This window comes from Sphingomonas sp. EU05-FHT14C10 (genome assembly GCF_058790595.1).
In genome coordinates this window covers 1-25,000 of sequence record NZ_JBYTEN010000027.1, presented here as the reverse complement: position 1 = coordinate 25,000, position 25,000 = coordinate 1, and the positions used below count along the sequence as shown (strand labels likewise).

The 25,000-nt window shown below is 68.1% G+C and carries 26 protein-coding genes and 1 pseudogene (1 of these 27 cut by a window edge); 13 read left to right on the top strand and 14 right to left on the bottom strand.

Annotated elements, in window-relative coordinates:
* A protein-coding gene (locus AC3WT0_RS18310; protein ID WP_492754866.1) for a lipopolysaccharide biosynthesis protein crosses the window boundary here: on the top strand, positions 1–960 show its 3' portion. 519 nt of this gene lie to the left of the window's left edge; the window shows 960 of its 1,479 coding nt (coding positions 520–1,479); the start codon falls outside the window, past its left edge; it ends in the stop codon at positions 958–960.
* On the opposite strand, the gene AC3WT0_RS18305 is transcribed toward AC3WT0_RS18310, so the two are convergent.
* Positions 961–1,389: a CBS domain-containing protein gene (locus AC3WT0_RS18305; protein ID WP_492754865.1), complete on the bottom strand. Its 429-nt coding sequence runs from the start codon at positions 1,387–1,389 to the stop codon at positions 961–963.
* A gap of 69 nt (positions 1,390–1,458) precedes the next feature.
* Between AC3WT0_RS18305 and AC3WT0_RS18300 the strand changes: the two genes are divergently transcribed.
* Positions 1,459–1,764, top strand: coding sequence for a hypothetical protein (locus AC3WT0_RS18300; protein ID WP_492754864.1), 306 nt, complete (start codon positions 1,459–1,461; stop codon positions 1,762–1,764).
* Positions 1,761–2,141: an acyl-CoA thioesterase gene (locus AC3WT0_RS18295; RefSeq protein WP_492754863.1), complete on the top strand. Its 381-nt coding sequence runs from the start codon at positions 1,761–1,763 to the stop codon at positions 2,139–2,141. The genes AC3WT0_RS18300 and AC3WT0_RS18295 overlap by 4 nt, the downstream gene beginning before the upstream one ends.
* 71 nt (positions 2,142–2,212) lie before the next feature.
* On the opposite strand, the gene AC3WT0_RS18290 is transcribed toward AC3WT0_RS18295, so the two are convergent.
* The 4 genes from AC3WT0_RS18290 to hisS all read right to left on the bottom strand — a co-directional run bounded on the left by AC3WT0_RS18290 (position 2,213) and on the right by hisS (position 6,331).
* Positions 2,213–2,899: a DUF4167 domain-containing protein gene (locus AC3WT0_RS18290; RefSeq protein ID WP_492754862.1), complete on the bottom strand. Its 687-nt coding sequence runs from the start codon at positions 2,897–2,899 to the stop codon at positions 2,213–2,215.
* A 264-nt stretch (positions 2,900–3,163) separates the two neighbouring features.
* Entirely contained in the window at positions 3,164–3,979 is an 816-nt protein-coding gene (gene prmC / locus AC3WT0_RS18285) for a peptide chain release factor N(5)-glutamine methyltransferase (RefSeq protein WP_492754861.1), read from the bottom strand.
* Positions 3,972–5,054, bottom strand: a complete 1,083-nt coding sequence (prfA, locus tag AC3WT0_RS18280; protein ID WP_492754860.1) for a peptide chain release factor 1 — start codon at positions 5,052–5,054, stop codon at positions 3,972–3,974. The genes prmC and prfA overlap by 8 nt, the downstream gene beginning before the upstream one ends.
* A complete protein-coding gene (hisS, locus tag AC3WT0_RS18275) occupies positions 5,051–6,331 on the bottom strand; it encodes a histidine--tRNA ligase (protein WP_492754859.1) in 1,281 nt (426 codons plus the stop codon). The genes prfA and hisS overlap by 4 nt, the downstream gene beginning before the upstream one ends.
* Positions 6,332–6,381: 50 nt before the next feature.
* Between hisS and AC3WT0_RS18270 the strand changes: the two genes are divergently transcribed.
* From AC3WT0_RS18270 to ppa, 3 genes are all read left to right on the top strand, one after another.
* On the top strand, positions 6,382–7,041 hold the full coding sequence (locus tag AC3WT0_RS18270; protein WP_492754858.1) for a DUF1345 domain-containing protein: 660 nt from the start codon (positions 6,382–6,384) through the stop codon (positions 7,039–7,041).
* Positions 7,042–7,114: 73 nt separating this feature from the next.
* Complete coding sequence (locus AC3WT0_RS18265; RefSeq protein ID WP_492754857.1) at positions 7,115–9,025, top strand: M61 family metallopeptidase; 1,911 nt, start codon at positions 7,115–7,117, stop codon at positions 9,023–9,025.
* Positions 9,026–9,050: 25 nt separating this feature from the next.
* A complete protein-coding gene (gene ppa / locus AC3WT0_RS18260) occupies positions 9,051–9,590 on the top strand; it encodes an inorganic diphosphatase (RefSeq protein WP_492754856.1) in 540 nt (179 codons plus the stop codon).
* 105 nt (positions 9,591–9,695) lie between these two features.
* On the opposite strand, the gene AC3WT0_RS18255 is transcribed toward ppa, so the two are convergent.
* The 6 genes from AC3WT0_RS18255 to ispG all read right to left on the bottom strand — a co-directional run bounded on the left by AC3WT0_RS18255 (position 9,696) and on the right by ispG (position 13,490).
* On the bottom strand, positions 9,696–10,043 hold the full coding sequence (locus AC3WT0_RS18255; RefSeq protein WP_492754855.1) for a TfoX/Sxy family protein: 348 nt from the start codon (positions 10,041–10,043) through the stop codon (positions 9,696–9,698).
* Positions 10,043–10,357, bottom strand: coding sequence for a DMT family transporter (locus tag AC3WT0_RS18250; RefSeq protein ID WP_492754854.1), 315 nt, complete (start codon positions 10,355–10,357; stop codon positions 10,043–10,045). Before AC3WT0_RS18250 ends, AC3WT0_RS18255 begins: the two co-directional genes overlap by 1 nt.
* Before the next feature lies 1 nt (position 10,358).
* The gene (locus AC3WT0_RS18245) at positions 10,359–10,844 is read right to left on the bottom strand and encodes a GNAT family N-acetyltransferase (RefSeq protein ID WP_492754853.1); all 486 of its coding nucleotides are present in this window, start codon (positions 10,842–10,844) and stop codon (positions 10,359–10,361) included.
* Positions 10,841–11,755 carry a DMT family transporter gene (locus tag AC3WT0_RS18240; RefSeq protein ID WP_492754852.1) on the bottom strand — a complete coding sequence of 305 codons (915 nt, stop codon included), beginning with the start codon at positions 11,753–11,755 and terminating at the stop codon, positions 10,841–10,843. Before AC3WT0_RS18240 ends, AC3WT0_RS18245 begins: the two co-directional genes overlap by 4 nt.
* A 41-nt stretch (positions 11,756–11,796) precedes the next feature.
* A complete protein-coding gene (locus AC3WT0_RS18235) occupies positions 11,797–12,306 on the bottom strand; it encodes a retropepsin-like aspartic protease family protein (RefSeq protein WP_492754851.1) in 510 nt (169 codons plus the stop codon).
* Between the two features lie 68 nt (positions 12,307–12,374).
* Positions 12,375–13,490 carry a flavodoxin-dependent (E)-4-hydroxy-3-methylbut-2-enyl-diphosphate synthase gene (ispG, locus tag AC3WT0_RS18230; protein ID WP_492754850.1) on the bottom strand — a complete coding sequence of 372 codons (1,116 nt, stop codon included), beginning with the start codon at positions 13,488–13,490 and terminating at the stop codon, positions 12,375–12,377.
* A gap of 182 nt (positions 13,491–13,672) precedes the next feature.
* Here ispG and AC3WT0_RS18225 point away from each other — a divergent pair, with 182 nt between their 5' ends.
* Positions 13,673–14,431, top strand: a complete 759-nt coding sequence (locus tag AC3WT0_RS18225) for an SPOR domain-containing protein (RefSeq protein WP_492754849.1) — start codon at positions 13,673–13,675, stop codon at positions 14,429–14,431.
* Between the two features lie 4 nt (positions 14,432–14,435).
* Here AC3WT0_RS18225 and AC3WT0_RS18220 read toward each other — a convergent pair whose 3' ends face one another.
* Positions 14,436–15,587 carry a thiolase family protein gene (locus tag AC3WT0_RS18220; protein WP_492754848.1) on the bottom strand — a complete coding sequence of 384 codons (1,152 nt, stop codon included), beginning with the start codon at positions 15,585–15,587 and terminating at the stop codon, positions 14,436–14,438.
* A gap of 5 nt (positions 15,588–15,592) precedes the next feature.
* Entirely contained in the window at positions 15,593–16,726 is a 1,134-nt protein-coding gene (locus AC3WT0_RS18215; RefSeq protein ID WP_492754847.1) for an HlyD family secretion protein, read from the bottom strand.
* A gap of 76 nt (positions 16,727–16,802) precedes the next feature.
* On the opposite strand from AC3WT0_RS18215, the gene AC3WT0_RS18210 reads away from it, so the two are divergent.
* The 6 genes from AC3WT0_RS18210 (at position 16,803) to AC3WT0_RS18185 (ending at position 24,706) form a co-directional block, all read left to right on the top strand.
* Positions 16,803–18,428 carry a DHA2 family efflux MFS transporter permease subunit gene (locus AC3WT0_RS18210; RefSeq protein WP_492754846.1) on the top strand — a complete coding sequence of 542 codons (1,626 nt, stop codon included), beginning with the start codon at positions 16,803–16,805 and terminating at the stop codon, positions 18,426–18,428.
* Between the two features lie 11 nt (positions 18,429–18,439).
* A complete protein-coding gene (locus AC3WT0_RS18205) occupies positions 18,440–19,882 on the top strand; it encodes an efflux transporter outer membrane subunit (RefSeq protein ID WP_492754845.1) in 1,443 nt (480 codons plus the stop codon).
* An 8-nt stretch (positions 19,883–19,890) separates the two neighbouring features.
* Entirely contained in the window at positions 19,891–20,472 is a 582-nt protein-coding gene (locus AC3WT0_RS18200; protein WP_492754844.1) for a TetR/AcrR family transcriptional regulator, read from the top strand.
* Between the two features lie 102 nt (positions 20,473–20,574).
* Positions 20,575–22,218: an MFS transporter gene (locus tag AC3WT0_RS18195; protein WP_492754843.1), complete on the top strand. Its 1,644-nt coding sequence runs from the start codon at positions 20,575–20,577 to the stop codon at positions 22,216–22,218.
* The gene (locus tag AC3WT0_RS18190) at positions 22,215–23,336 is read left to right on the top strand and encodes an HlyD family secretion protein (protein WP_492754842.1); all 1,122 of its coding nucleotides are present in this window, start codon (positions 22,215–22,217) and stop codon (positions 23,334–23,336) included. The genes AC3WT0_RS18195 and AC3WT0_RS18190 overlap by 4 nt, the downstream gene beginning before the upstream one ends.
* Positions 23,333–24,706, top strand: coding sequence for an efflux transporter outer membrane subunit (locus tag AC3WT0_RS18185; protein WP_492754841.1), 1,374 nt, complete (start codon positions 23,333–23,335; stop codon positions 24,704–24,706). Before AC3WT0_RS18190 ends, AC3WT0_RS18185 begins: the two co-directional genes overlap by 4 nt.
* A 120-nt stretch (positions 24,707–24,826) precedes the next feature.
* On the opposite strand, the pseudogene AC3WT0_RS18180 reads toward AC3WT0_RS18185, so the two are convergent.
* A pseudogene (locus AC3WT0_RS18180) lies at positions 24,827–25,000 on the bottom strand (S-(hydroxymethyl)glutathione dehydrogenase); the annotation flags it as partial.

Sequence of the window (25,000 nt, the reverse complement as noted above, 5' to 3'; positions counted from 1 at the left end):
GCATTGGGTGGGCTGGGGGTGTGGACGCTGGTGGCTGCGCCAATCGCCCTGTTCGGCACGCGCGCCGTGGGGCTGACGATCGCCGCCGGCGGCCTGATTCGTCCGAGCTTCCGATTCGACGGGGCAGGGGCGACCTTCGGTTTCGGTGGCGCGCTTCTGCTCGGGCAGATATTCTGGATCATCCAGTCGCAGGCCGACATCGTGATCGCGGGTCGGATGCTCGATCCCCATGATCTGGGGCTCTATGCCGAGGCGCTGTTCCTCGCGCTGATCTTCACCAGCAAGTTCGTGCCCCCGCTCAACGAGGTCGCCTTCCCCGCCTATGCGCGCGTCCAGCACGATCCGCAGGTCGCGGCGCGCGGCTTCCTGAAGGCCGTGCGATTCGTGATGCTGGTCGCCTGCCCGCTCTATGCGGGGCTGGCGCTGACCGCGCCGAGCCTGATCGAGACGCTGTTCGGCGCCAAGTGGATGGGGATGGTGCCTTATGCGACGATCATCGCAATCGCGATGCCGGTCTTCACGCTGCAGATCCTGTTCGCGCCCGCGACCAACGGGCTGGGCCAGCCCCGAATCGCGATGTGGAGTGCTGCTGCGGGCGCGATCATCATGCCGCTCTGCTTCCTGGGCGGACTGCAATGGGGGGCGATGGGGCTTGCGGCCGCATGGCTGGCCGGCGCGCCGCTGCTGCTCGCGGTCACCGGCCGGCTGTCGCTTCCCGCGATCGGAGTGCGCTGGAGCGATCTGGTCCACGCGATAGCGCCCGCCGCCGGCGCCACCGCCGGCATGGCCGTCGCACTGGCGATCGCCGCGACAGCAACGACGACGCTCCATGCCGCGCCGCGCCTTGCGCTACTCGTCGCGATCGGCGTCACCAGCTATTGCGGGCTGCTCTTCGCCTTCGCCCGCCCGACGCTGGACGAGCTGGTACGAATCGCGCGCCAGCGGCCGGCTGCCGCCTGATCAGGCGCTCTGGATATAATCGCGCAGCGCGCTGGCCTCGGCCTCGATCCGGTCGATCCGGAACTTCACCAGATCGCCGATCGACACGAAACCGACCATAGCTTCGCCGTCGATCACGGGCAAGTGGCGGATGCGCCTGCGCGTCATCAGCGCCAGCGCGCCCAGCACATCCTGCCGGGGCTCGACCGAGACCGCAGGCGCCGTCATCAGTTCGGAGACCGGCATGTCGAGCGCCCGCTCGCCATGCGCCGCGATCGCATGAATCACGTCGCGTTCCGAAAAGATGCCGACGACGCGTCCGCCGTCGATCACCGGCATGGCGCCGATTCGCCTGCCGGCCAGCAAGGCGACCGCATCGCGCACCGTCGTCGCTCCACCAAGGCTGATCACATCGCCCTCACGCCCGGCGATGATTGCCGATATCGTCATGGCCTGCCCTCCTCTCCATTGTCGTTGTGGGCGGTTGATGTTCCCATGAACCCGCGACAAAGGAAAGCGATGCCGAAGCTTTCGGATCCCGAATATGCGGCCTTCGCCTGGCGGCGCTATCGCCGGCTGCTGCGTTGGATGACGCTGGCGGCGCTGGCCGCCGTCATCGTCGCGCTGGCCGGCCTGCGCTGGGCGAAGGGGCCACTGCCCATCCACCTGATGATCGCGACCGCGCTGGGCGTCTTCTTCTCGGTGATGATGGCGGCGGTGCTGATGGGTCTCATCTTCCTGAGCGACGGGACCGGGCATGACGAAAGCGTAGGCAGGCCGGACGAAGCGCCGGATGACCCATGGCGACAGAAAGGCCGTAAATGACCAAGCAGATCGAACCCATCCTCCGCGTCGTGCCGCGACCGGGCGACATCAATTCCAATGGCCATATCTTCGGCGGCTGGGTGCTGTCGCAGATGGACATTGCCGGCGGCATCGTCGCCGGGCGCGAGGCGCATGGGCCGACCGCGACCGTCGCGATCGAGACGATGAAGTTCATCGCGCCCGTGCTGCTACGCGACATCATCTCGGTCTATGCGCATGTCGAGCGGCGCGGGCGGACCTCGATGGGGATCCGGATCGAGGTCATCGCCGAGCGCAATGGCGGCGAACTGGTGAAGGTGACCGAAGGCCTGTTCACCTTCGTCGCGCTCGACGAGCATCATCGCCCCCGGCCGCTGCCCGAAAAGCGCGAAGGCTGAGCCCAAAAGCAAAGCGGCGCCGGCCACGGGGCCGACGCCGCTTCGCATTCATCGAAACAGCAGAACGCGGATCAGGCCTCGGCGGCGCTGGCCTCGCTGCGGCGCGGACGCCCGCGACGACGCGGCGCCGGGGCGGCCTCGCCAGCTTCATCGCCCTCGTCGGCCGTCGCGCTCGACAGCGCCGGCGGCAGGATCGTGGCGTCGAACGATTCGCTGGCGCTCTCGGCCTGAGGCTGGCCTTCCGCCTTGCGGCGGCGGCCGCGGCGCGGCGCGCGCAATTCGTCTTCGGCCTGATCGTTGGACCGCCCGTTCAGATCGCTCTGGTCGGTATCGGCCTCGACAGGCTGCTCGGCGGCTACGGCGCGATTGCCGCGCTGCTCGTCATCGCGGCGCGGCTGGTGCCGCTGCTGCTCGCGCGGATCGAAGCGATCGTCGGCGCGGATATCGTCGCCGTCGAAATCGTCGCCGTCATTATCCTCGCGCTGGCGGCGCTGCTGATTCTGGTCCTCGTAGCGCGAACGGTTTTCGTTGAGCACGCGGAAATAGTGATCGGCGAACTGGAGATAATATTCGGTGTTGACCCGATCGCCCTGCATCTGCGCGTCACGCGCCAGATTGCGGTACTTCTCCAGCAGCTGCGGCGCATTGCCACGAGCGCGGTTGTCGATCCGGTTGCCCTGCTCGGGCCGCCCCGAATTGTTCGGCGAACGCTGTCCACCACGGCCGCGACGGCGGCCGGCCTGACGATTGTTGATCAACTTGTCCGTTTCCTCGTGCTGTTCAATCCGTTTCGTTCCGATCAAATCCTATCGGATGCACGTTCGCCGCGGGATGCCGGACATGCGCGAATCGCATGCGGCTGCCGCTTTCCGCCAGAGCAGCCGGACCGGCCGCATCTAGTCTGTCGGAGTAGGGTCGTGCAGTTCCGGCGCTCCTCCCGCCGGGATCCGCTTCGCCCCTGTGCCCCATCTAGTGCCTCGCCCGCCGCTTTCCAAGCATAAAGATGTGACGTTTATGTTGTGTCAGCGCGTCAGGGCGAGACAGCGGTCGCGGCCGGCGAGGTCGCGGCGGACCGTCACGGCGAAGCCCACCGCTACCGCAAGCGCCGAAACGGCAACGGCTTGCGCGAAGCCAATCTCGATCACCGCGACACCGCCGGGGGCGAGCAATGCCGGCAATTGCGGGATCAGACGGCGATAATCGTCAAGCCCCTCGGGGCCCGCGAACAGCGCCGATTTGGGTTCATGATCGCGGACTTCGGCGGGCAACGCCGCGTCGGCCTCGACATAAGGCGGATTGCACAGGATCAGGTCGAAAGGCCCGGCAAGCCCCTCCCCCCAGTCGCCGGCGACGAACCGCGCACGGGCGGAGAGGCCGAGCCGTTCGGCATTGGCCGACGCAATGGCGAGCGCGGCAGGCGAGCGATCGATACCGATGCCCGCCGCCGCCGGCCATTGGTCGAGCGCGGCGAGCAGGAGCGCCCCCGATCCCGTGCCGAGATCGAGGATGTGCGCGGGGGCTGTGTTTGTGAAATGATCGACCGCCGCCTCGATCAGCGTCTCGCTGTCGGGGCGGGGAATGAGCACGCCGGGCGCGACGCCGAGCTCGATCGTCCAGAAGGCGCGGCGGCCGGTGATATAGGCGACGGGCTCATGCGCCAGCCGCCGCGCGACCAGCGCCTCGAAGCCCGGCGGAGCCTGCGTAGGTGCGCCGCGCAGGAGCATCTGCTCGCGATCGACGCCCAGCGCGTGCGCCATCAGCAGCTCGGCATCGAGGCGCGGCGTTTCGGAGACGGCAGCGATGCGCCGGGCGGCGGCGGCCAGCGCCGGCTCAGTCATCCAGATTGGCGAGCCGCGCCGCCTCATCCTCGGCGATCAGCGCGCCGATAAGCTCGTCGAGCTGGCCTTCCATGATCTCGGGCAGGCGGTGAAGCGTCAGGTTGATGCGGTGATCGGTCACGCGACCCTGCGGATAATTATAGGTGCGGATGCGTTCCGAGCGGTCGCCCGATCCGACCATCGCCTTGCGCGTGCCCGATCGCGCGGCCGCGAGACGCTCGCGCTCGGCCTCGTAAAGGCGCGTGCGGAGCACCTTGAGCGCCTTGGCCTTGTTCTTGTGCTGCGACTTCTCGTCCTGCTGGATGACGACGAGGCCGGTGGGCAGGTGAGTGATGCGCACCGCGCTGTCGGTGGTGTTGACCGACTGGCCGCCGGGGCCTGACGAACGATAGACGTCGATGCGCAGATCGCGCGCCTCGTCGATCTGGACGTCGACTTCCTCGGCCTCGGGCAGCACCGCGACGGTCGCCGCCGAGGTATGGATGCGCCCGCCGCTCTCGGTCGCCGGCACGCGCTGGACGCGGTGGACGCCGCTTTCAAACTTGAGCCGCGCGAAGACGCCGGCGCCGCTGACGCTGGCGACGACTTCCTTATAGCCGCCCAGATCGGCGGGGCTGGCCGAGATGATCTCGACGCGCCAGCCGCGCTCCTCGGCATAGCGCGCATACATGCGGAACAGATCGCCCGCGAACAGCGCGGCTTCGTCGCCGCCGGTGCCCGCCCTGATCTCAAGCATCGCCGCGCGCTCGTCCGCCGCGTCGCGCGGCAGGAGGCGTAGCGCCAGCGTGCGCTCGGCCTCGGGCAGGCGATCACGGATGTCGCGCGCTTCCTCGACCGCCATTTCGCGAATCTCGGATTCGGCCGACGCGTCCTCGGCAAGCAGGCCGAGCACGTCGAGCTCGGCGCGGAGCCGGCGGACCTCGCCGGCCGCCTGCGCGACGGGCTCGAGCTCGGCATATTCCTTCGACACCGACACGAAACGCTCGGCCGCCAGATCGCCGGTCGCAAGCAATGCCTGCAACTCGTCACGCCGCGCCTCGATGGCGGCGATGCGATCGGCCGAGATCGAGGTCATGCGTTATCGCCGCCCATCTGAGAGTAGCGATCTGGCAGATCCCCGAGAACTCTCAGCAAACGATCTGCCGCCCGCGCATGATCTCGCGATACATCGGTTAGGTTGAGCTTGTCCGGGCCGTCCTCTGGCCGAACGAAAAGTATTGCCTGAACGCCCTTGCGCTTAGCGCTCTCGACGCGCTTCTTTGCATTGCCTCTGAAGCCCAATTCCACGACCCACCCCGCACGGCGCAAGTGGGCAGCAATGGCCTGCGCTTCACACTCTGCTTCGGGCGTTTCTGGCACAACGGCCAAGAAATCGGTCAGATTTTCCTGAGGCTCATCGATCAGCATCGCAAGCCGCTCGATCCCGGCCGCCCAGCCGACCGCCGGGGTCGCCGGGCCGCCGAGCGCCTCGATCAGCCCGTCATAGCGGCCGCCGCCGAGCACCGTGCCCTGCGCGCCGAGCCGGTCGGTCACGAACTCGAACGCGGTGTGGCGATAATAGTCGAGGCCGCGCACCAGTGCGCCGTTGCGGACATAGGCGACACCAGCCGCATTGAGGCCCGCACGCACCGCATCGAAGAAGGCGCCGGCCTCGGCCGTGAGGAAATCGTCGATCACCGGCGCGGCATCCGCAACCGGGCGATCGCGCGCGTCCTTCGAATCGAGGATGCGCATGGGGTTCTTGGTGAGGCGGTCGACGCTTTCCTCGGACAGCGCGTCGCGATGCTTCTCGAAATGCGCGACCAGCGCCTCGCGCCAGGCCGCGCGGCTCTCCGCGTCGCCCAGCGTGTTGAGCTGGAGCGTCACGCCCTCGCTCACCCCCAGTTCGCGCAGCAGCTGATCGGCCATCACCAGCAGCTCGACGTCGGCGGCGGGTTCGGCGGCGCCGATCACTTCGGCATCAAGCTGGTGGAACTGGCGGAAGCGGCCCTTCTGCGGACGCTCGTAGCGGAAGAGCGGGCCATGGGTCGCGAGCTTGAGCGGCGTATATTGCTGCCAGCCGTTAGTCAGATAGGCACGCGAGATCCCGGCGGTGAATTCGGGACGCAGCGTCAGCGAATCCCCGCCGCGATCCTCGAACGTGTACATCTCCTTCGAGACCACGTCGGTCGTCTCGCCCAGCGAGCGCGCGAACACCGCCGTCGCCTCGAACACCGGCACCTCGATGCGCTGGAAAGCATAGAGACGGCGGACGCGATCGAAGGTGTCGACGACATGCGCGAAGCGGCGTTCGGCGTCGCCGAGCATATCCTGCGTACCGCGGATCGCCTGGGGGGTTTTCTGTCCGGACATAGAAGAGGCGCTCTCTAGGCGAGGACGCGGCGAATCGCTAGCGTCTCGCCATGGAAAAAAGCACGAAGCCGCAGGGGCTGGGGTCGTGGATCGCGCCGCCGCGATTCATTCTTTTTCTGCTCGTCCTGATCGTCGCGGTGCCGCTCGCGCATATCTGGCTGCCGCTGGGCCATGCGCTGATGGGCGGCTTCGATCTGGCGGCGATCACCTTCCTTGTCACGGTGACATCGCTGTTGCGCACGCGCGAGGCGGAGGAGATGCGCGAGATCGCGCGCAACAATGACGCGAATCGCGGAATTCTACTTGTCATAAGCGGGATTGTTTCGGTTGCGATTCTTGTCGCGGTCGCGGTCGAGTTGAGCGCAGGGCAGGCGCCGACGCCGGCCATCATCATCCTGGTGATCGGCACGCTGGCGCTCGCCTGGCTCTTCTCCAACCTCGTCTATGCGCTCCATTATGCGCATCTCTTCTATGTCGGCGGCGAGGACGGGAAGGATCGCGGCGGCATCGCCTTCCCGGGCACGAAGGAGCCCGACTATTGGGATTTCGTCTATTTCAGCTTCACGCTGGGCATGACTTTCCAGACGTCGGACGTCGACATTCCCGGGCGGCACATGCGCAAGGTCGTTATATTCCATTGCCTTGCCGCCTTCGTGTTCAACATCGGCGTGCTCGCCTTCACCATCAACGTGCTGGGCGGCAAAAGCTGATCATCCTTTCGGGCTAGACGTTTCGGCGCGGAGCCGCTTAAGTCGCCTTTCTCCATCACAAGAAGAGTAGTCGATGCTTTCCCGTTCGCTGCCGCTTGCCTTCCTCCTCGCCTCGACCGCCAGCTTCGCCGCAAACAGCGCGCCCCAGCCGGTTCCGATCACCGACAGCATCCCGGCGGCGCAGGATGTCGCCTATCCCGGCACCATCAGGCTCGACGTCGACGCGACCGACGTGATGCGCGGCATCTTCCGCGTGCGCGAGACGATCCCGGTCGCGAAGGCGGGGCCGATGGTGCTGCTCTATCCGCAGTGGCTGCCGGGCAATCACAGCCCCACGGGGCCGATCCCCAAGCTGGCCGGGCTGATCATCACTGCGGGCGGCAAGCGCGTCGAATGGACGCGCGACCCGGTGAACGTCTACGCCTTCCACATCGACGTGCCGGCGGGCGCGAAGCAGCTCGACATCGCGCTCCAGTATCTCTCGGCCACCGACACCGCGCAGGGGCGCATCCAGGCGACACCCGCGATGCTGAGCCTGCAATGGGAGAAGGTCTCGCTCTATCCGGCGGGCTATTTCACCCGTCGCATCCCGATCACCGCGAGCGCGACCTATCCGGCGGGCTGGACGGCGGCATCGGGCCTGCCCGCGACCGCCAGCGGATCAACCTACCAATATGAGACGACGAGCTACGAGACGCTGGTCGATTCCCCCGTCATCGCCGGCCGCTACTATCGCAAATATGCGCTGAGCCCGCGCGTCGACCTCGACATCGTCGCCGACAATCCCGCCGAGCTGGAAGCGACACCGCAGCAGATCGACGCGCACAAGGCTCTGGTCACGCAGGCGGTGAAGCTGTTCGGCAGCCAGCATTACGACCGTTATCATTTCCTGCTCAGCATCTCCGACGAGATGGGGGGAATCGGCCTCGAGCATCATCGCAGCTCCGAGGATGGCGTCGGCCTCGGCTATTTCAGCAAGTGGAATGACGGGCCGGGCAGCCGCAACCTGCTGCCGCACGAATATACCCACAGCTGGAACGGCAAGTTCCGCCGCCCCGCCGACCTGTGGACCCCCGACTACAGCATGCCGATGCGCGGCAGCCTGTTGTGGGTCTATGAAGGCCAGACGCAATTCTGGGGCTATGTGCTGCAAGCGCGGTCGGGGATCGTCAGCAAGCAGGACACGCTCGACGCGCTCGCCTCGATCGCCGCGAGCTACGACAATCTGCCGGCGCGGAGCTGGCGCGACCTGATCGACACCACCAACGATCCGGTGATCGCGCAGCGCCGCCCCAAGGGCTGGCTGAGCAACCAGCGATCCGAAGACTATTATAATGAGGGGCTGCTCGTCTGGCTCGAAGTCGATTCGATTCTGCGCGCGCAATCGGGCGGCACCAAGTCGATGGACGATTTCGCCCAGGCCTTCTTCGGCATCAACGACGGCGACTGGGGCGAGGTCACCTATAAATTCGACGATATCGTCGCGACGCTGCAGTCGATCGTGCCTTACGACTGGGCGACGCTGCTCAATGCGCGGCTGACCGAGCACGCCAAGGGCGCGCCGCTGAGCGGCTTCGTCAACAATGGCTACCGGCTGATCTACACCGAGACGCAGACGCCGTTCCTCAAGGACCGCGACCGCAACCGCAAGACCGTGGATCTCAGCTATTCGATCGGGCTGGCCGTCAGCACGCGCGGCGGCACGATCAGCGCGGTGATGTGGGACGGCCCGGCGTTCAACGCGGGGCTCGATGTCGGCACCGACATCATCGCGGTCAACGGGCGCGGCTTTTCCGAAGAGGCGCTGAAGCAGGCGGTGACCATCGCCAAGGGCAGCAAGGAGCCGATCAACCTGATCGTCCGGAACGGCGACCGCTTCCGCGAAGTGGCCATCGACTATCATGGCGGGCTGCGCTATCCGCGCCTCGAAAAGACGGGCAGCGGAGAGGGCGGCCTAGACAGGTTGCTGACGGCAAAGCCGTAGCACCCTCCATTTTCTCGAGGATATCATGAATATCGATCTGATCCCGGTCGGCGACGATCCGCCGAACAGCCTGAACGTCATCATCGAGGTTCCCGTCGGCGGCGAGCCGGTGAAGTACGAGTTCGACAAGAAGTCGGGCGCGCTGTTCGTCGATCGCATCCTGCATACGCCGATGCGCTATCCGGCCAATTACGGCTTCGTGCCCCACACGCTGTCGCCCGATGGCGATCCGCTCGACGCGCTGGTGATCGCACGCTCGCCGTTCGTGCCGGGCTGCGTGGTCCGCGCCCGCCCGATCGGCGTGCTCAACCTCGAGGACGAGCATGGCGGCGACGAGAAGCTGATCTGCGTCCCCGTCGATTCGACCTTCCCTTATTATTCGGACGTCGGCGAGCGGCAGGACCTGCCTTCGATCGTGCTCCAGCAGATCGAGCATTTCTTCACTCACTATAAGGATCTCGAGGCCGAGAAGTGGGTGCGGATCGGCAAGTGGGGCGACGCCGAGGATGCGCGCCAGATTCTGCTTGAGGCGATCGAGCGCGCCAAGAGCGCCAAAGCGGCCTGATCGGAGGCTGCTGAAAGCGGTCCCGGCCCGCTCCCCACCCGGCCTCCCACAGAGTGTATCCTGGATGGGAGGCCGGGTGGGGAGTGGGCCGGGGCCGCAATTAATTTAACGCGATCGGCGCTTCGCCGGCGCCCGCTGGCCTGCCTGCACAGCAAGCCCGGCCCATTCGCGCATCGCGTCCGCATCGTCGTGGACCACATCGGGCGCGCGTCGATAGTTCATCGACATCGTCTTGCCCTTCGCCTCATAAGTGAAGCGATCGCAGCCCTCCGCATCCCAGATCGCGTCGCTCTCGGCATCCGCCTTGAACCAGAGCTGGTCGAAGGCGATGATCGCGAACACCGTGCCATCGAGATAAAGCGTCGCGCCGCCCATCATCCGGCGCGAGCTGACATGCCCCATCGGCTCCAGCGCCTCGGCGACCCACGCGATAAGGGCAGGATCGGCCGCCATCAGTGCAACAGCTTCAGCCCGGCGATGCAGCCGACCAGACCCGCGATCAGCAGCAGACGCGCCGCGTTGATCGGTTCGCCGAACCAGATCATCCCGACGACCACCGTGCCCAGCGCGCCTATGCCGCCCCAGACCGCATAGGCGGTGCCCATGGGGATCGCGCGCGACGCGACCTCCAGCAGCCCCATCGACAGCGACACCGAGGCAAGGAAGCCCAGCGTCCAGGGGATGTTCCTGAACCCGTCGACGAAGCGCAGGCAGGTGGTGAAGCCGACCTCGAAGCAGCCGCCCAATATCAGGAAAAGCCAGGCCATCTCACTTCGCCTCCGCGGCAAGCGCCACCAGCGCATCGCCATCCACGCGGTTGACCGTCCATTCGTCCATCGGCCTCGCACCGAGCGAGCGATAGAAGGCGATGGCGGGCTCGTTCCAGTCGAGTACCCACCATTCGAGCCGCGCGCATCCGCGTTCGAGCGCGATCGCGGCGAGCCGCGCCAGGAGCGCCTTGCCGAGCCCGGAGCCGCGCGCTTCGGGCATGACGAACAGATCCTCGAGATAGACGCCGGGCTTGCCCTCGAAGGTCGAGAAATTGTGGAAGAAGAGCGCGAAGCCCTGCGCCTTGCCGTCCTGCTCGCCGATCAGCACTTCGGCATGGGGCCGGTCGCCGAACAGATGCCGACCAAGCGTGTCACGATCGAGCCGCACTTCATGCGCCAGCCGCTCATAGTCGGCGAGACGGCGAATGAAGTCGATGATGAGATCGAGATCGGCAGGCGCCGCCGGGCGGATCGACAGGCTCATGGCGCAGCCTCCACGCCGGGAGCGAGCGGGGGCCGCTTGCGCGCCGCGACGAAGCAGCCGACGACGATGAGCGCGGCGCCGGCCATCGTCGCCAGCGTCAGCGATTCGCCGAAGACCAGCCAGCCGAGGATGCTCGCCCAGATGAAGGCTGTATATTCGACGGGCGCGAGATAGCTCGCTTCGGCATGGGCATAAGCCCATGAGAGGAGGACGAGCGAGAAAAGCGAAAGCGTGGACGCCAGAAGCAGCATCGGCAAGTGCACCGCGGCAGGCACGCCACCGAAAAGCGGTGATGCCGCGCCGAAAACGATCGCGAGCGTCAGGTTGAGGAAGAAGACCACCTCTACCGGACCGGCGAGTTGCGACTGGCGGCGCATCAGCACAAGATTATAGGCATAGAGAACCGCCGCCGCGAGAATGGCGAGCGCGCCGAGCAGCGCTTCGGGGCCGGGCGCAGCGTCGAGCTGGCCCGCGACAATCACCAGCACGCCGGCGAAGGCCACGGCTGATCCGATGATCGCGCCGCGCCCGACCTTCTCGCCCAGCAGCAGCGCCGCGAGGAACAGCGTGATCAGCGGCGCGATGAAGGACAGCGCCACGCCGGGCGCAAGCGGCATGCGCACCAGTCCCCAGAAGAAGAGCGCGACCGATCCCCCGGCGACCAGTGCGCGGAGGACGTGCAGGCGGATAACGTGCCATTCCGGCCACGGGCTCCGGCGCGCGAAGAAGATTACGCCCGCGATCGCGGTGCTGAAGATGCTGCGCCAGAGCAGGGCGTTGAGCACGCCGAGGCTGATCGACAGCCCCTTCATCGCCGCGTCCATCGCCGAGAAAGTCGCGATGCCGCAGGCCGCGACCATGAAGGCGAAGGCCGGGGCAGGGTGCGTTGGAATGATGCCGCGCGTTGCCATCCGGGGCGCATAGCCGATGGCGGGGCGGCTGTCGCCTGATGCTATTTCAGGAACATCCGGTCATCGCGGATGGTAACGCTGCCGATCCTGGAGAGGAAGGACTGGCCGAGCAGCGAGACGTCGAGCCCGTCGGCGATGATCGCCGCGCGCACGCCGCGCGCTTCGTTGTTGCCGATCGCAATGCTGTCGAGCTCAAGCGGGATACCGCGCACGTCGCCGCTTGCCCCGCGCCCGACGATCGTGAAGTCGGCCGGCGAGAAGTTGAAGCCGACGCGGCGCGCATCCTCGCTGGTCAGCGCGACCATCGACGCGCCGGTATCGACGACGAAATGGACGAGCTGGCCGTTGACCATCGCGTCGACATAGAAATGCCCGTCAGGCCGACGCTCGAGGATCGTCTCGATGCCGTTGGCGCTGCGCATCTGCGTCGGCGCCGGCGCGGCGACCGTCGCCACCTGCTGGGGCGCGGCGGGGCGCGGCGTGCCGTTCGGCAGGATCAGCCCGATGGCGGCGCCGAAGAGAATCGCGAAGATGAGCAGGCGTCCGGCCATGCCGACGCCCTAGCAACCAAAGCCTTCGCCCCGATTAGCCGCGATGGTGAACGGCCGGTGAAGACCGATCAGGCGGCCTGCGCTTCCGAAGCCGCCTCGATCTCCGCCGCCTTCGCCTCGACCAGCTTCACGATATGCTCGATCATGTCGGCGTCCTGGACATGATGGTCAGTGACGCCCGACAGATAGACCATATGCTTGCCGTTGCCGCCGCCGGTGATGCCGATGTCGGTCTCGCGCGCTTCGCCGGGGCCGTTGACGACGCAGCCGAGCACCGAGAGCGACATGGGCGTGCGGATATGCTGGAGCCGCTCCTCCAGCGCCTGGACGGTGCGGATGACGTCGAATCCCTGACGCGCGCAGGACGGGCAGGAGACGACGCGGACGCCGCGATTGCGGATGCCCAGCGCCTTCAGCATCTCGTAGCCGACGCGCACTTCTTCCTCGGGCTCGGCCGAGAGCGAGACGCGGATCGTGTCGCCGATGCCGAACCAGAGCAGCGAGCCGATGCCGATCGCCGACTTGACCGTGCCGCCGATGAGGCCGCCCGCCTCGGTGATGCCGAGGTGGAGGGGGCAATCGACGGCTTCGGCGAGCTGCTGATAGGCGGCGACCGCGAGGAAGACGTCCGACGCCTTCACCGCGACCTTATATTCGCGGAAGTCGTGATCCTCGAGGATGCGGATATGGTCGAGCGCCGATTCGACCAGCGCCTCGGGGCAGGGCTCGCCATATTTTTCGAGCAGATCCTTCTCGAGGCTGCCCGCGTTGACGCCGATGCGGATCGCGCAGCCATTGGCCTTGGCGGCGTTGACGACCTCGCGGACGCGATCGGCCGAACCGATGTTTCCCGGATTGATGCGTAGGCAGGCGGCGCCGGCATCGGCGGCCTCGATCGCGCGCTTATAGTGGAAATGGATATCCGCCACGATCGGCACGCGCGAGGCGCGGACGATCTGCTTGAGCGCCGCCGTGCTTTCGACGTCGGGGCAGGAGACGCGGATGATGTCGACCCCGGCATCCTCGCAGCGACGGATCTGGTCGATCGTCGCCTTAGCGTCGGCGGTCAGCGTGTTGGTCATGGTCTGGACCGTGATCGGCGCGTCGCCGCCCACGGGAACGTTGCCGACCATGATCTGGCGGGAAGTACGGCGCACGATATCGCGCCAGGGACGAATGGACATGGATTCTCGCTCGTCTGCGTCGGGGAGGCATATAGCGTGTGCGGCGCAGCGATGCGAGGGGCATCTGTCGGCGCGGTCGACGGAAAGGGCGGCCGGGCGCGGACAGGGCACGGGACGACGCTGCGGGCTGGGCAGAGCCGCCAATCCAGCTAGGTTGTCAGGCATATATCGGGTCGGGGGCCATGAAGCGGGGAATCCTACAGGCGGCGATCCTGACGATCGCTTTGCTGAGCGGCTGCGCAAAGTCGCCGAAACCGGTGCTTTTGCCTGCGCCCAGCCCGGTGCAAGCGCCCGCGCCGCCGGCAGCGGCGGCCTCGGCGAGCGGGCTGGAAGCGTTATGGCATGTGCGCGCGGGGCTCAACGTCGCAGCGCTCAGCTGCCGCGACGCTGCGATTACCGCCAGCTACAACCGCATGCTCAAGAGCCACAAGGCGTCGCTTGCCAGCGCTTATTCGGCGGAGACGCTGGCCTACAAGGCGGGCGGGGCAGCCGCGCTCGATCGCCATATGACGCAGGTATACAACCGCTTCGCCGATCCGCGCAGCCAGGCCGGGCTGTGCGCCGCAGCGCGGCAGGCGCAGGCGATGATCGCCGCCCCCGGCGCCGATCCGGTGGCGCTGGCCCCGATGCTGCTCGCACGTCTCGAAACGCCGGAGCAACCGTCGGCGCGCAGCTTTGCCGTGGCAGCGCGACCGGTCAGCGCCGGCGGCTGGCTGATCCAGTTCGGCAGCTATTCGGGGCAAGGCGCGGCCGAGACGGCGTGGCGGCGAATCAGCGCGCGCCTGCCCGCCATCGCCGGCCGCAGCCCGCGCTACGATCCCGTGCCGGGCAAGCCGCTGGTGCGGTTGCGCGTGGGGCCGATCGACGACCGCGCAGCCGCGCAGGGACTATGCGCGTCAGCCGTAAAGGCGGGGCTCGACTGCTTCCCCGTCCTCGGGTGAGAGATCAGGCCGCTTCGAGGATCGTCGCGATTCCCTGACCGCCGCCGATGCACTGGGTGGACAGCGCATAGCGCTTGCCTTCGCGCTTCAGAAGCTGCGCGGCCTTGCCGGTGATGCGCGCGCCCGTCGCGCCGAGCGGGTGGCCGAGCGCGATCGCGCCGCCATCGAGATTGACGCGCGCGCGATCGATGCCGAGTTCGTTGAGGCAGGCGACCGCCTGCGACCCGAACGCCTCGTTGATCTCGACGATATCGATGTCGCCGATCGACAGGCCGGCGCGGGCAAGCGCCTTCAGCGTCGCGGGGACGGGGCCCATCCCCATGATCTCGGGCGCGCAGCCCGCGATCGCGGTGGCCCTGATCCGCGCCAGAATGTCGAGATTATGCCGTGCGGCGAACTCTTCCGACGTGACCAGCACCGCGGCCGCGCCATCGGTGAGCGGCGAGGCGGTGCCGGCGGTAACGGTGCCATCCTCGCCGAAAGCGGGCTTGAGCGACGCCAGACCCTCGAGCGTGGTCTGCGGGCGCAAACAGCTATCGGCATCGACCGTGCCGTCGACCGTCTCGACCGCGACCAGCTCGCCCGCCAGCTTGCCCGCAGCCTGCGCGGCGGCGGCCTTCATCTGCGATTCCCAGGCGATCCGTTCCTGCATGGCGCGGGTGATGCCATATCGGGCGGCGACATTTTCCGCCGTGCGGCCCATCGGGATATAGGCCTCGACGTCGAGCTCGGCGCCGGGCTGGCCCTTGAAGCGCGGATTGGGCGAGGGGTTGAGCCCGCCCTGCGGCACCGAGGACATGCTTTCGACGCCGGCGGCGATGAACGCATCGCCCGCGCCGATCGCGATCTGACCGGCGGCCATGTGGATGGTGTACATCGAAGAGCCGCAGAAGCGATTGAGCGTCGCGCCGCCCAGCGTCTGGGGGAGCCCGGCGAGCAGCGAGGCGATGCGCGCGATATTGTTGCCCTGCGGACCTTCCGGATAGGCGCAGCCCATCAGCACATCCTCGATCAGCGCGGGATCGAGCCCGCTGCGATCGACGAGCGCGCGGATCGCGATCGCCGCCAGATCATCGGGGCGCGTTGCCGCGAGCGGCCCCTTGCGCGCGAAAGCAAAGGGGGTGCGGACATAGCCCGCGATCACGGCATTGGTCATGGGCACTACCTCTCCTGCGGCGTCTTCAGCTTCACCGTTGCCGTCACAGACAATCCGGGGCGCAGGCTGTCAACCGCGCTCTGGCCCGGATCGAAGCGGATGCGCACGGGAACGCGCTGGACGATCTTGGTGAAATTGCCGGTGCCGGGTTCGAAGGGCAGCAGCGCGAAGCTCGATCCCGAACCGGGCGCCAGGCTTTCGACCGTACCGTGGAGATCCTTGCCGCCGAGCGCGTCGACATCGATCGTCGCGGGCTGGCCCGGGCGCATCCGGCCGGTCTGCGTCTCCTTGAAATTGGCGGTGACGTAGAGCGCGTGGAGCGGCACGAGGCTGAGCAGGCGCGTGCCCGGCTGGACATAGTCGCCGACGCGGACCTGCCGATTGCCGATCACTCCGTCGATCGGCGCGACGATCAGCGTATGGCGCAGATCCTGCCGGGCGAGATCGAGCGCCGCCCTGGCCTGCCCGACGCGCGCCTCGGCCACCTGCACCGCCGCGACGAGGCCGGGGCGCCTGGCCTCCGCCACGCCGACGCCGCGTTCGGCAACGGTGAAATCGGCGCGCGCGCGGGCGGCATCCTGTTCGGCGGTGACGGCGGCGGCGGCGAAGCGATCGGCATCGCTTTTCGCGACCGCGCCGCCGACGACGAGCGCGACATAGCGGCGGCGATCGGCATCGGCGCGGGTCGACTGGGCATTGGCCGAGCGGATCGCCGTCTGCGCCGCCGCCGCGGTGGCGCGCGCCATCTTCTCCTCGGCATCGAGGCTGACGAGCGCGGCGCGCGCGGAAGCGACGCTGGCCTGTGCATCGGCGAGATCGGCCTCCGCCGCCGCGACCCTGGCGCCGAATTCCTCCGGATCGATGCGGACGAGCGGCTGGCCGGCCTTCACCGACTGGTTGTCGCGCACCAGCACTTCGGCGACGAGCCCGCGCACCTTGGGCGCGACCGATGTCGTGTCGGCCCCGACATAGGCGTCGTCGGTCGATTGCGACGAGGCCGGCGCCGCGATCCATGCCGCACCGGCCAGCGCCACGCCGAGCGCGACCGCGCTGGCGATCATAGTGCGCCGCGACGGCCGGAAACTGCGCTTCTGCTGCTGTTGCTGCCCGATCGCCGCGTCGCTGCTGATCGCGTCCATGCCTTCACCTGCTCTTGCCAATCTGATATGACGCACATAATATGATGACGATCATCCCACAAGAGGTTTCGTCGGCATGGCAAGCGTTGCGATCGGATCGGGAGGCGGCTGGCGGCGCGGCGCGGCGGCGGCGGACGCCCTTGTCCACCCCGCGCAGCTGCCGACTTCGCGCAAGTTCCTGATCTTCGGAATCCTCGCCTTCGGGCAGTTCATGGCGCTGCTCGACATCCAGATCGTCGCCGCCTCGCTCAACGAGGTGCAGGCCGGGCTTTCGGCGGGGCCCGACGAAGTGAGCTGGGTGCAGACCGCCTATCTGATGGCCGAGCTGGTGATGATCCCCTTCTCCGCCTTCCTCGCGCAGGCGATGTCGACGCGCTGGCTGTTCGCCACATCGGCAGGGCTGTTCACCCTGTCGAGCATCGCCTGCGGGCTGGCGTGGAACATCGAGACGATGACCGCCTTCCGCGCGCTTCAGGGCTTTGTCGGCGGGGCGATGGTGCCGAGCGTGTTCGCCGTCGGCTTCACCATGTTCGAAGGCAAGCAGCGCGCGCTGATCCCCGCCATATTGGGGATGGTATCGGTGCTGGCGCCGACGCTGGGGCCGACGGTGGGCGGGGTGATCACCGAGCTGGCCAACTGGCGCTGGATCTTCTTCATCAACGTGGTGCCGGGCATCGCCGTCACCATCCTGACCATCGTCTATGTGCGCGTCGACAAGGGCGATGCATCGATGTTCGGCCGGATCGACTGGTCGCACCTGATCGCGATGGCCGTGGCGCTGGGCGGGCTCGAATATGTCCTTGAGGAAGGGCCGCGCAAGGACTGGTTCGGCGACCCGCGCATCGTGATGGCCGCCTGGTTCTCCGCCGTCGCCTTCGCGCTGTTCATCGAGCGATCCTTCTATTCGAAGAATCCGGTGGTGCGGCTGACCCCGTTCCGCAACCCGACCTTCGCCTTCGCCTGTCTGTTCAACATCGTCATCGGCTTCGGCATCTATGCGTCGACCTATTTGCTGCCCGTCTATCTGGGGCGCGTGCGCGACTATAATTCGCTGCAGATCGGCACCACGGTCTTCGTCGTCGGCATCGGCCAGCTGATCAGCACGATCATCGCGGCGCGCGCATCGCAGAGCGTCGACCAGCGCATCGTGATCACGATCGGGCTGATCGGATTCGCGACGAGCCTGTGGCTGACGTCGCATCTGGGATCGGACTGGGGTTTCGGCGAGCTGTTCGTGCCGCAGGCGGTGCGCGGGCTGTTCATCATGCTGTGCATCGTGCCTTCGGTGAACATGGCGCTGGCGGGGTTCATGGGCCCCGAGCTGCGCTATGCATCGGGGCTGTTCAACCTGATGCGCAACCTGGGCGGCGCGATCGGCATCGCGGTGGTCAACACCTGGCTGCAGGACAATACGCGCATCCAGGCGCTGCGCTTCGGCGAGGCGCTGGCCGGGGCAGGCAAGGTGGCGCAGGACGTGACGGCGACGCTGGCGCACAATCTGGCGGCGGTGACCCCGGACCCGGCGCAGGCGATGCTGATGGCTGAGGGGCTGATCGGCCGCGTCGTCGGGCGCGAGGCGCTGACCATCGCCTTCGACGACGTGTTCCGCCTGATGGCGTGGATGTTCTTCGCGGCGCTGGTGATGGTGCCGTTCTGCCGCCCCGCCAAGGGGCCGCCCCCTTCCCCCGCCGATTCGCACTGAGGATGACGACGATGCGTTCCGCTTCTTTCCTGCTCGCGGCCACCCTGCTTGGCGGCTGCGCCGTGGGTTCCGACTATCATGCGCCCCGGATCGCGCTGACGCCCGCCTATCAGGCGGCGCCCACCGCGATCGACGCGCGCGCCGCCGATGCCGACTGGTGGCAGGGCTTTGGCGATCCGCTGCTCGCGACGCTCGTCGCGCGTGCGGTGGCGGGCAACACCGATCTGGCTGAGGCCGAGGCGCGCATCCAGCAATCGCGCGCCGCCGCGCGGATCGCGGGCGCAGCGTTGCTCCCGACCGTTGGCGCGACCAGCGAGGCGACGACGCTCAGCCAGTCGCGCGAAACGCCGGTGGGACGCGTGACCCAGCAGCTGGGGCTGCCGCGCGGCTATGAGCAATATGCGCTGGGCGCCGAGGCGTCGTGGGAGATCGACCTGTTCGGCGGCCTGAGGCGCGGGCGCGAGGCGGCGCGCGCCGATCTGGCGGCGAGCGAGGCGGATGCCGGCGCGGTCGCCGTCGCCGCCGAGACCGCCGATGCCTATCTCAACCTGCGCGCGCTGCAGGCGCGGCTGGCGATCGCCGAGGACCAGCAGCGCAACGAGGAAAATCTCGTCTCGCTCGTCGGCCAGCGATTCGAGCAGGGGCTGGCGCCCGAGCGCGACTATAACCGCGCAGTCGCCGAGCGCGAATCGGTGCGCGCGACGACGGCGCCGCTGCGCGCCGCGATCGCCGCGCAGCTCAACCGGCTCGACGTGCTGCTGGGCGAGCAGCCGGGCAGCAACCGCGCGCTGCTGACTGCTGCGGCCGACATTCCCTCGGCGCCGCTGCCTTCGGGAAGCGATGCGCCCGCCGACCTGCTCCGCCGCCGCCCAGACGTGATCGCGGCCGAGCGACGGCTGGCCGCCAGCCATGCGCGGATCGGCGTCGCCATCGCCGATTATTATCCGCACATCTCGCTGTCCGGGCTGGTCGGGGTGGCAAGCCTCGGCACGTCGAACCTGTTCACCGGCGGCGCTGTGCAGGCGCAGGGGAGCGCGGGGCTGCGCTGGCGGCTGTTCGACTTCGGGCGCGTCGATGCCGAGGTGGCGGGCGCGCGCGGCCGGGAAGCCGAAGCGATCGCCGCCTGGCGCGGGTCGGTACTGCGCGCGGCCGAGGATGTCGAGACCGCGCTGTCGCGGCTGGCCGAGACGCATGCCCAGCGCGCCGCGCTCGAGAGCCAGCTGGCCGCGCTCGTCAAGGCGCGCGACCAGACGCGGCTGGCCTATGAAGGCGGGGTCGCCGCGCTGATCGACGTGCTCGACGCCGATCGCGAGCGGCTGGCCGCCGCCGACCGGCTGGCCAGCGTGCGCGCCGAGGAAGCGCGCGCCGCCGTCGCCGCCTATCGCGCGCTGGGCGGCGGCTGGCGCGCCGAACCAACGATCCGCTTGGCAAATGCGCAACCGAAAGCCAGTTAGGAACCGCAATGCGATATAATAGCGAACATAAGGCGCGGACGCGCGAGCGCGTGCTGAAGGAAGCCTCCCTCGCCATCCGCGAGGACGGCGCGGGCAATATCGGCGTCGCCGACGTGATGGCGCGCGCCGGGCTGACGCATGGCGGCTTCTACGCCCACTTCAAATCCAAGGACGAGCTGATCGCCGAGGCGATCACGCACATGTTCGAGGATCGCTATGCGCGCTTCTTCAAGGATATCGAGGGCGCAGAGCCGCGCGCGGCTCTGGCGACCTTCATCGACCATTATCTCTCGCCCCAGCATATCGCCGCGTCGCGCCACGGCTGCCCGATCCCGGCGATGGCGAGTGAGCTGCCGCACCTCCACGCCGATGCGCAGAGACGCTTTGCCGCAGGCGCGCGCCGGCTGTCGCAGGCGCTGGCGACGCTGATCGCGCGCGCCGGACTGCCCGATGCCGAGACGCTGGCGCGATCAGTGCTGGCCGAGCTGGCCGGCGCAGTGGGACTGGCGCGGGTGGCGGAGGATGAGGCCGAGGCCCGGGCGCTGCTCGACGCGTCGCGCACCGCCGTGAAGGCGCGCCTCGGACTGTAAGGCGGCAAGCAGGTTATATTTAGGGATGGGTTCAGACCAAAATCAGCTTGTCGGCGCTTCCAAAGACAGGAAATAAGGCTCCGCTGAAGGGAGCTCGCCGGCATGCAGGTCACCCAGGAAGGGGACTATAAGTTCGCGCCGGAAGAACGGCCGCTGCTCCCCGGTTCGCCCTTTTCGCCCGCGCATCGCCCGGCACGGCGCGTCGCCTATGCCTTCGCCGCGTTGCTGACCGGGGTCGCATCGACCTTCGGCAATGCGCTGGTGACGGTGAACACCGTCAATCTGGCCGGCGACCTGGGCGTCTATGTCGTCACCGCCAGCCTGTTGCCCGCCATCTATGCGGCGATGACCGGCACGGCGGCGCTGACGCTGGTCAAAGGGCGGGCGCAGTTCGGCGTGCCCGCCGTCACCCACGGCCTGCTGATCGCCTATGCGGCCGCAGGGATGATCCAGTATCTGTTCCCCAGCCTGTCGACAGCGATCCTCGTGCGTGCGGTCGCGGGGCTCTGCGCGTCGGCACTGATCACGATGACGCTCTACAATCTGATGCAGGCCTTTCCGGCACGCCATCGGCCGCTGGCGCTGCTGTTCGGGATCAGCCTGCCCCAGCTGGGAGTCCCGCTGGCGCGGCTCGTGCCCGTCGAGCTGCTGTCGCTCGACCATTGGCGCGGGCTGCACCTGATCGAGACGGGGATGGCATTGCTCGTCCTTGCCGTCAGCCTGGCGCTGCCGCTACCGCGCAGCGAGCGGAGCAAGGCGTTCCAGCCGCTCGACATCCTCATCATCCTGCTGTTCATCCCGGCTATCCTGCTGGTCTGCGTCGTGCTGAGCGTCGGGCGCTATTATTGGTGGACCGACACGCCCTGGCTGGGCGTCGCGCTGGCCGCCGCCGTGCCGCTGCTGACTGCCGTGGTCGTTATCGAGCTGGCGCGCGAGAAGCCGCTGATCCATGTCCGCTGGATCAGTTCCTACGAGATGATGCGTTTCATCATCGTCGCGGCGATGGTGCGCATCGCGCTGGCCGAGCAGACCTATGGATCGATCGGCCTGCTCACTTCGGGCGGGCTGAACAACGACCAGCTCCACACGCTCTTCGTCTTCGTCGCGCTGTCGATGGTCGCGGGGATGATCGTCGCCGCCCTGACGCTGAAGGAACAGCATATCCGCTATCAGGTGATCACCGCCGCGCTGATCGTGGCGCTGGGCGCGTGGATGGACACCGACGCGACGAACATCACCCGGCCCCACCAGCTTTATCTCAGCCAGGCGCTGATCGGCTTCGGGACCACGCTGTTCATCGGCCCGGCGCTCGTCTTCGGCTTCATCCGCGTGCTGCGGCAGGGCGTCGACGTGTTCCTGACCTTCGTGACGATGTTCAGCATCTCGCAAAATGTCGGCGGCCTCGCCGGATCGGCGCTGCTCGGCAGCTATCAGGTGATGCGCGTGAAGGCGCATTCGTCGGCGTTGTCCGAACATCTGATCGCCGGCGACCCGCAGGTCGCGGCGCGCATCCAGGCCGGGGTCCGGACATTGGCGCCGACGATCACCGACCCGGCGGCATTGAACGCGCAGGGCGCGGGATTGCTGGGGCAGGCGATGACGCGCGAGGCGACCATCCTGGCCTATAACGACGTGGCGATGCTGGTCGCCGAAGTCGCGCTCGCGACCGCGCTCTACGTTCTCTATGTCGCGGTCCACAACGCGCTGCAGCAGCATCGGCTTTCCGCCCTGGGGGCACAGACATGACGGACAATCGAACCACCCCGGCCCCCGAGGCGCCGCCCGCATCACCGCCGCCTCCGCCGCCGCAGCGCTTCTGGAGCCCGGCGCCGCGCACGCCGCTGGCCATCGGCATCATCATCCTCGTTGCGATCGGCGCGGTGCTGGCGATCCTCGCCGCCTGGGGACTGCCGCCCTTTCGCGGCGCGATCCAGAAGACCGACAATGCCTATGTGCGCGGGCGCACGACGATCATCGCGCCGCAGGTGAGCGGCTATGTCTCGCAGGTGCTGGTGCGCGACTATGCGCAAGTGACGGCGGGGCAGGTGCTGGTACGCATCGACGATTCGATCTACCGCGCCCGCGTCGCGCAGGCGAAGAGCGACGTCGCCGCCGCCGAGGCCGCGCTCGCCAACAGCCAGCAGGCGCATGCCGCGCGCACCGCAGCGCTGAGCGGGCAGACCGCCAATGTCGCCAATGCCGAGGCGCAATTGCAGCGCGCGCGCGCCGACATGGCGCGCGTCAACGATCTGGTGAAGGACGGATCGGTGTCGGTGCGCGAGCGCGACCAGACGCTGGCGGCGCTGCGCGCGGCCGAAGCGGGCGTCCGCCAGGCGCAGGCCGGCGGGCGGATCGCGCAGGAGGATATCCGCACCGTCGATGTCGGCCGCGGCGGATTGCAGGCGCAGGTGGAGGCGGCGCGCGCGCAGCTGCGCCTCGCCGAAATCAACCTGGGCTATACCGTGATCCGCGCGCCCGAGGCGGGGCAGCTGGGCGAAGTATCCGTCCGGCTCGGCCAGTTCGTGACCAACGGCACCCAGCTGATGGCGCTGGTGCCGCCCGACCGCTGGATCATCGCCAATTACAAGGAAGCGCAGACGCGCCGGATGGCGGTGGGGCAGCCAGTGACATTCACGGTCGACGCGCTGGGCGGCCGCAAGCTGAAAGGCCATATCCAGCGCATCGCGCCGGCGACGGGGTCCGAATTCGCGGTGCTCAAGCCCGACAATGCGACGGGCAATTTCGTGAAGGTGCCGCAGCGCATCGGCATCCGCATCCTGCCCGATCCGGGCCAGCCGCTCGCCCAGCGGCTGCGGCCCGGCATGTCCGTCGTGACACTCGTCGATACGAGCCACGATCGATGAAGCGCATGGCCTGCCTCCTGCCGCTGGCGCTCGCCGGCTGCGGCGCGGGCGAGCGGCCGGCGACGCCCGAAAGCGCGGCGGTCGGCGCGCCGGCAGGCTGGCGCGACGGACCCGGAAGCGATGCGGCGATCGCGAGCGACTGGTGGAAGGGTTTCGGCGATCCGGCGCTGGGCGCGATCGTCGACAAGGCGCTGGCCAGCAACCCCGACATCGCGATCGCGGCGGCGCGCGTGGCCGAGGCGGAGGCGCAGTTCAGGCTCGCCCGATCGCAGCAACTGCCCGCGATCGGCGGCACGATCGGCGGGCTGGCGCGCGACCGATCGGTCAGCCCCTTCGGCACACCCGAAGAGCAATCGGCGGCGCAGCCCATATTGTCGGCATCCTATGAGGTGGACCTGTTCGGGCGGCTGGCGCAGGCGACCGCGTCGGCGCGTGCGGCGCTGCTCGCCACGCGCGCGGCGCAGGCGAGCGTGCGGCTGGCGGTCGCGGGCGCGGCGGCAGGCGGATATATTACGCTGATCGGTCTCGACGCGCGGCTGGCGGTGCTGCGCGACACGCTGACCGCGCGCGCCGAATCGCTGCGCATCGCCAGGCGGCGCGCCGAGACCGGCTATTCGCCGCAGCTCGACCTGCAGCAGGCCGAAGCCGAATATCGCGCGACCGAACAGCTGATCCCGGTCGTGGAACTCGCCATCCGCCGGCAGGAGGATGGGCTGAGCATCCTGCTGGGCGAGAGCCCGCGCGCGATCGAGCGCGGCGAGGCGCTGGCGGCGCTGACGATCCCGGCGCTCGACGGCGGGCTGCCGGCGTCGCTGCTGCGGCGCAGGCCCGATATCGCGGTGGCCGAGCAGCAGCTTGTCGCCGCCGACCATGCGCTCGATTCGGCGCGGGCGGCCTTCCTGCCCTCGATCCGGCTCAACGCCTCGGCGGGTTATGCGGTGTCGACGCTGCTTGCCGATCCGATCGGCATCTGGTCGCTGGGCGGCAGCATCCTCGCGCCGCTGTTCCAGGGCGGGCGGCTGCGCGCGCAGGCCGACAGCGCCGCCGCGCGGCGCGATCAGGCCGCCTTCGCCTATCGGAAGACCGCGCTCGGCGCCTTCCGCGACGTCGAGGATGCGCTGGCCGCGGTCGCGCGGACATCGGAACAGGAGAGGGCGCTGGTCGCGCAGCGCACCGCGCTCGCCGAGGCGCTGCGCCTCGCCACCAACCGCTATCGCGCGGGCTATAGCGCCTATCTGGAACAGCTCGATGCCCAGCGCGGGCTGCTGTCAGCCGAGCTTTCGCTGGCGCAGGTGCGTGCCGACCGCCTCAACGCCGTGGTCTCGCTTTACCAGGCGCTGGGCGGCGGATGGGATGGGGGCTTGCTTTAGAGGCTGATCCGGCAGGCCGGATCGGGTTCGGCACCGGCCCTCTCCCCCACCCGGCCTCCCACGGAGTGTATCCTGGATGGGAGGCCGGGTGGGGGAGAGGGCCGGTGCCGCCTCCCGACTCTAATACACCACGACGGATCGGATGGATTCGCCCTTGTGCATGAGATCGAAGCCCTTGTTGATCTCGTCGAGTGTGAGGACATGGGTGATCATGGGGTCGATCTCGATCTTGCCGTTCATGTACCAGTCGACGATCTTCGGCACGTCGGTGCGGCCCTTGGCGCCGCCGAACGC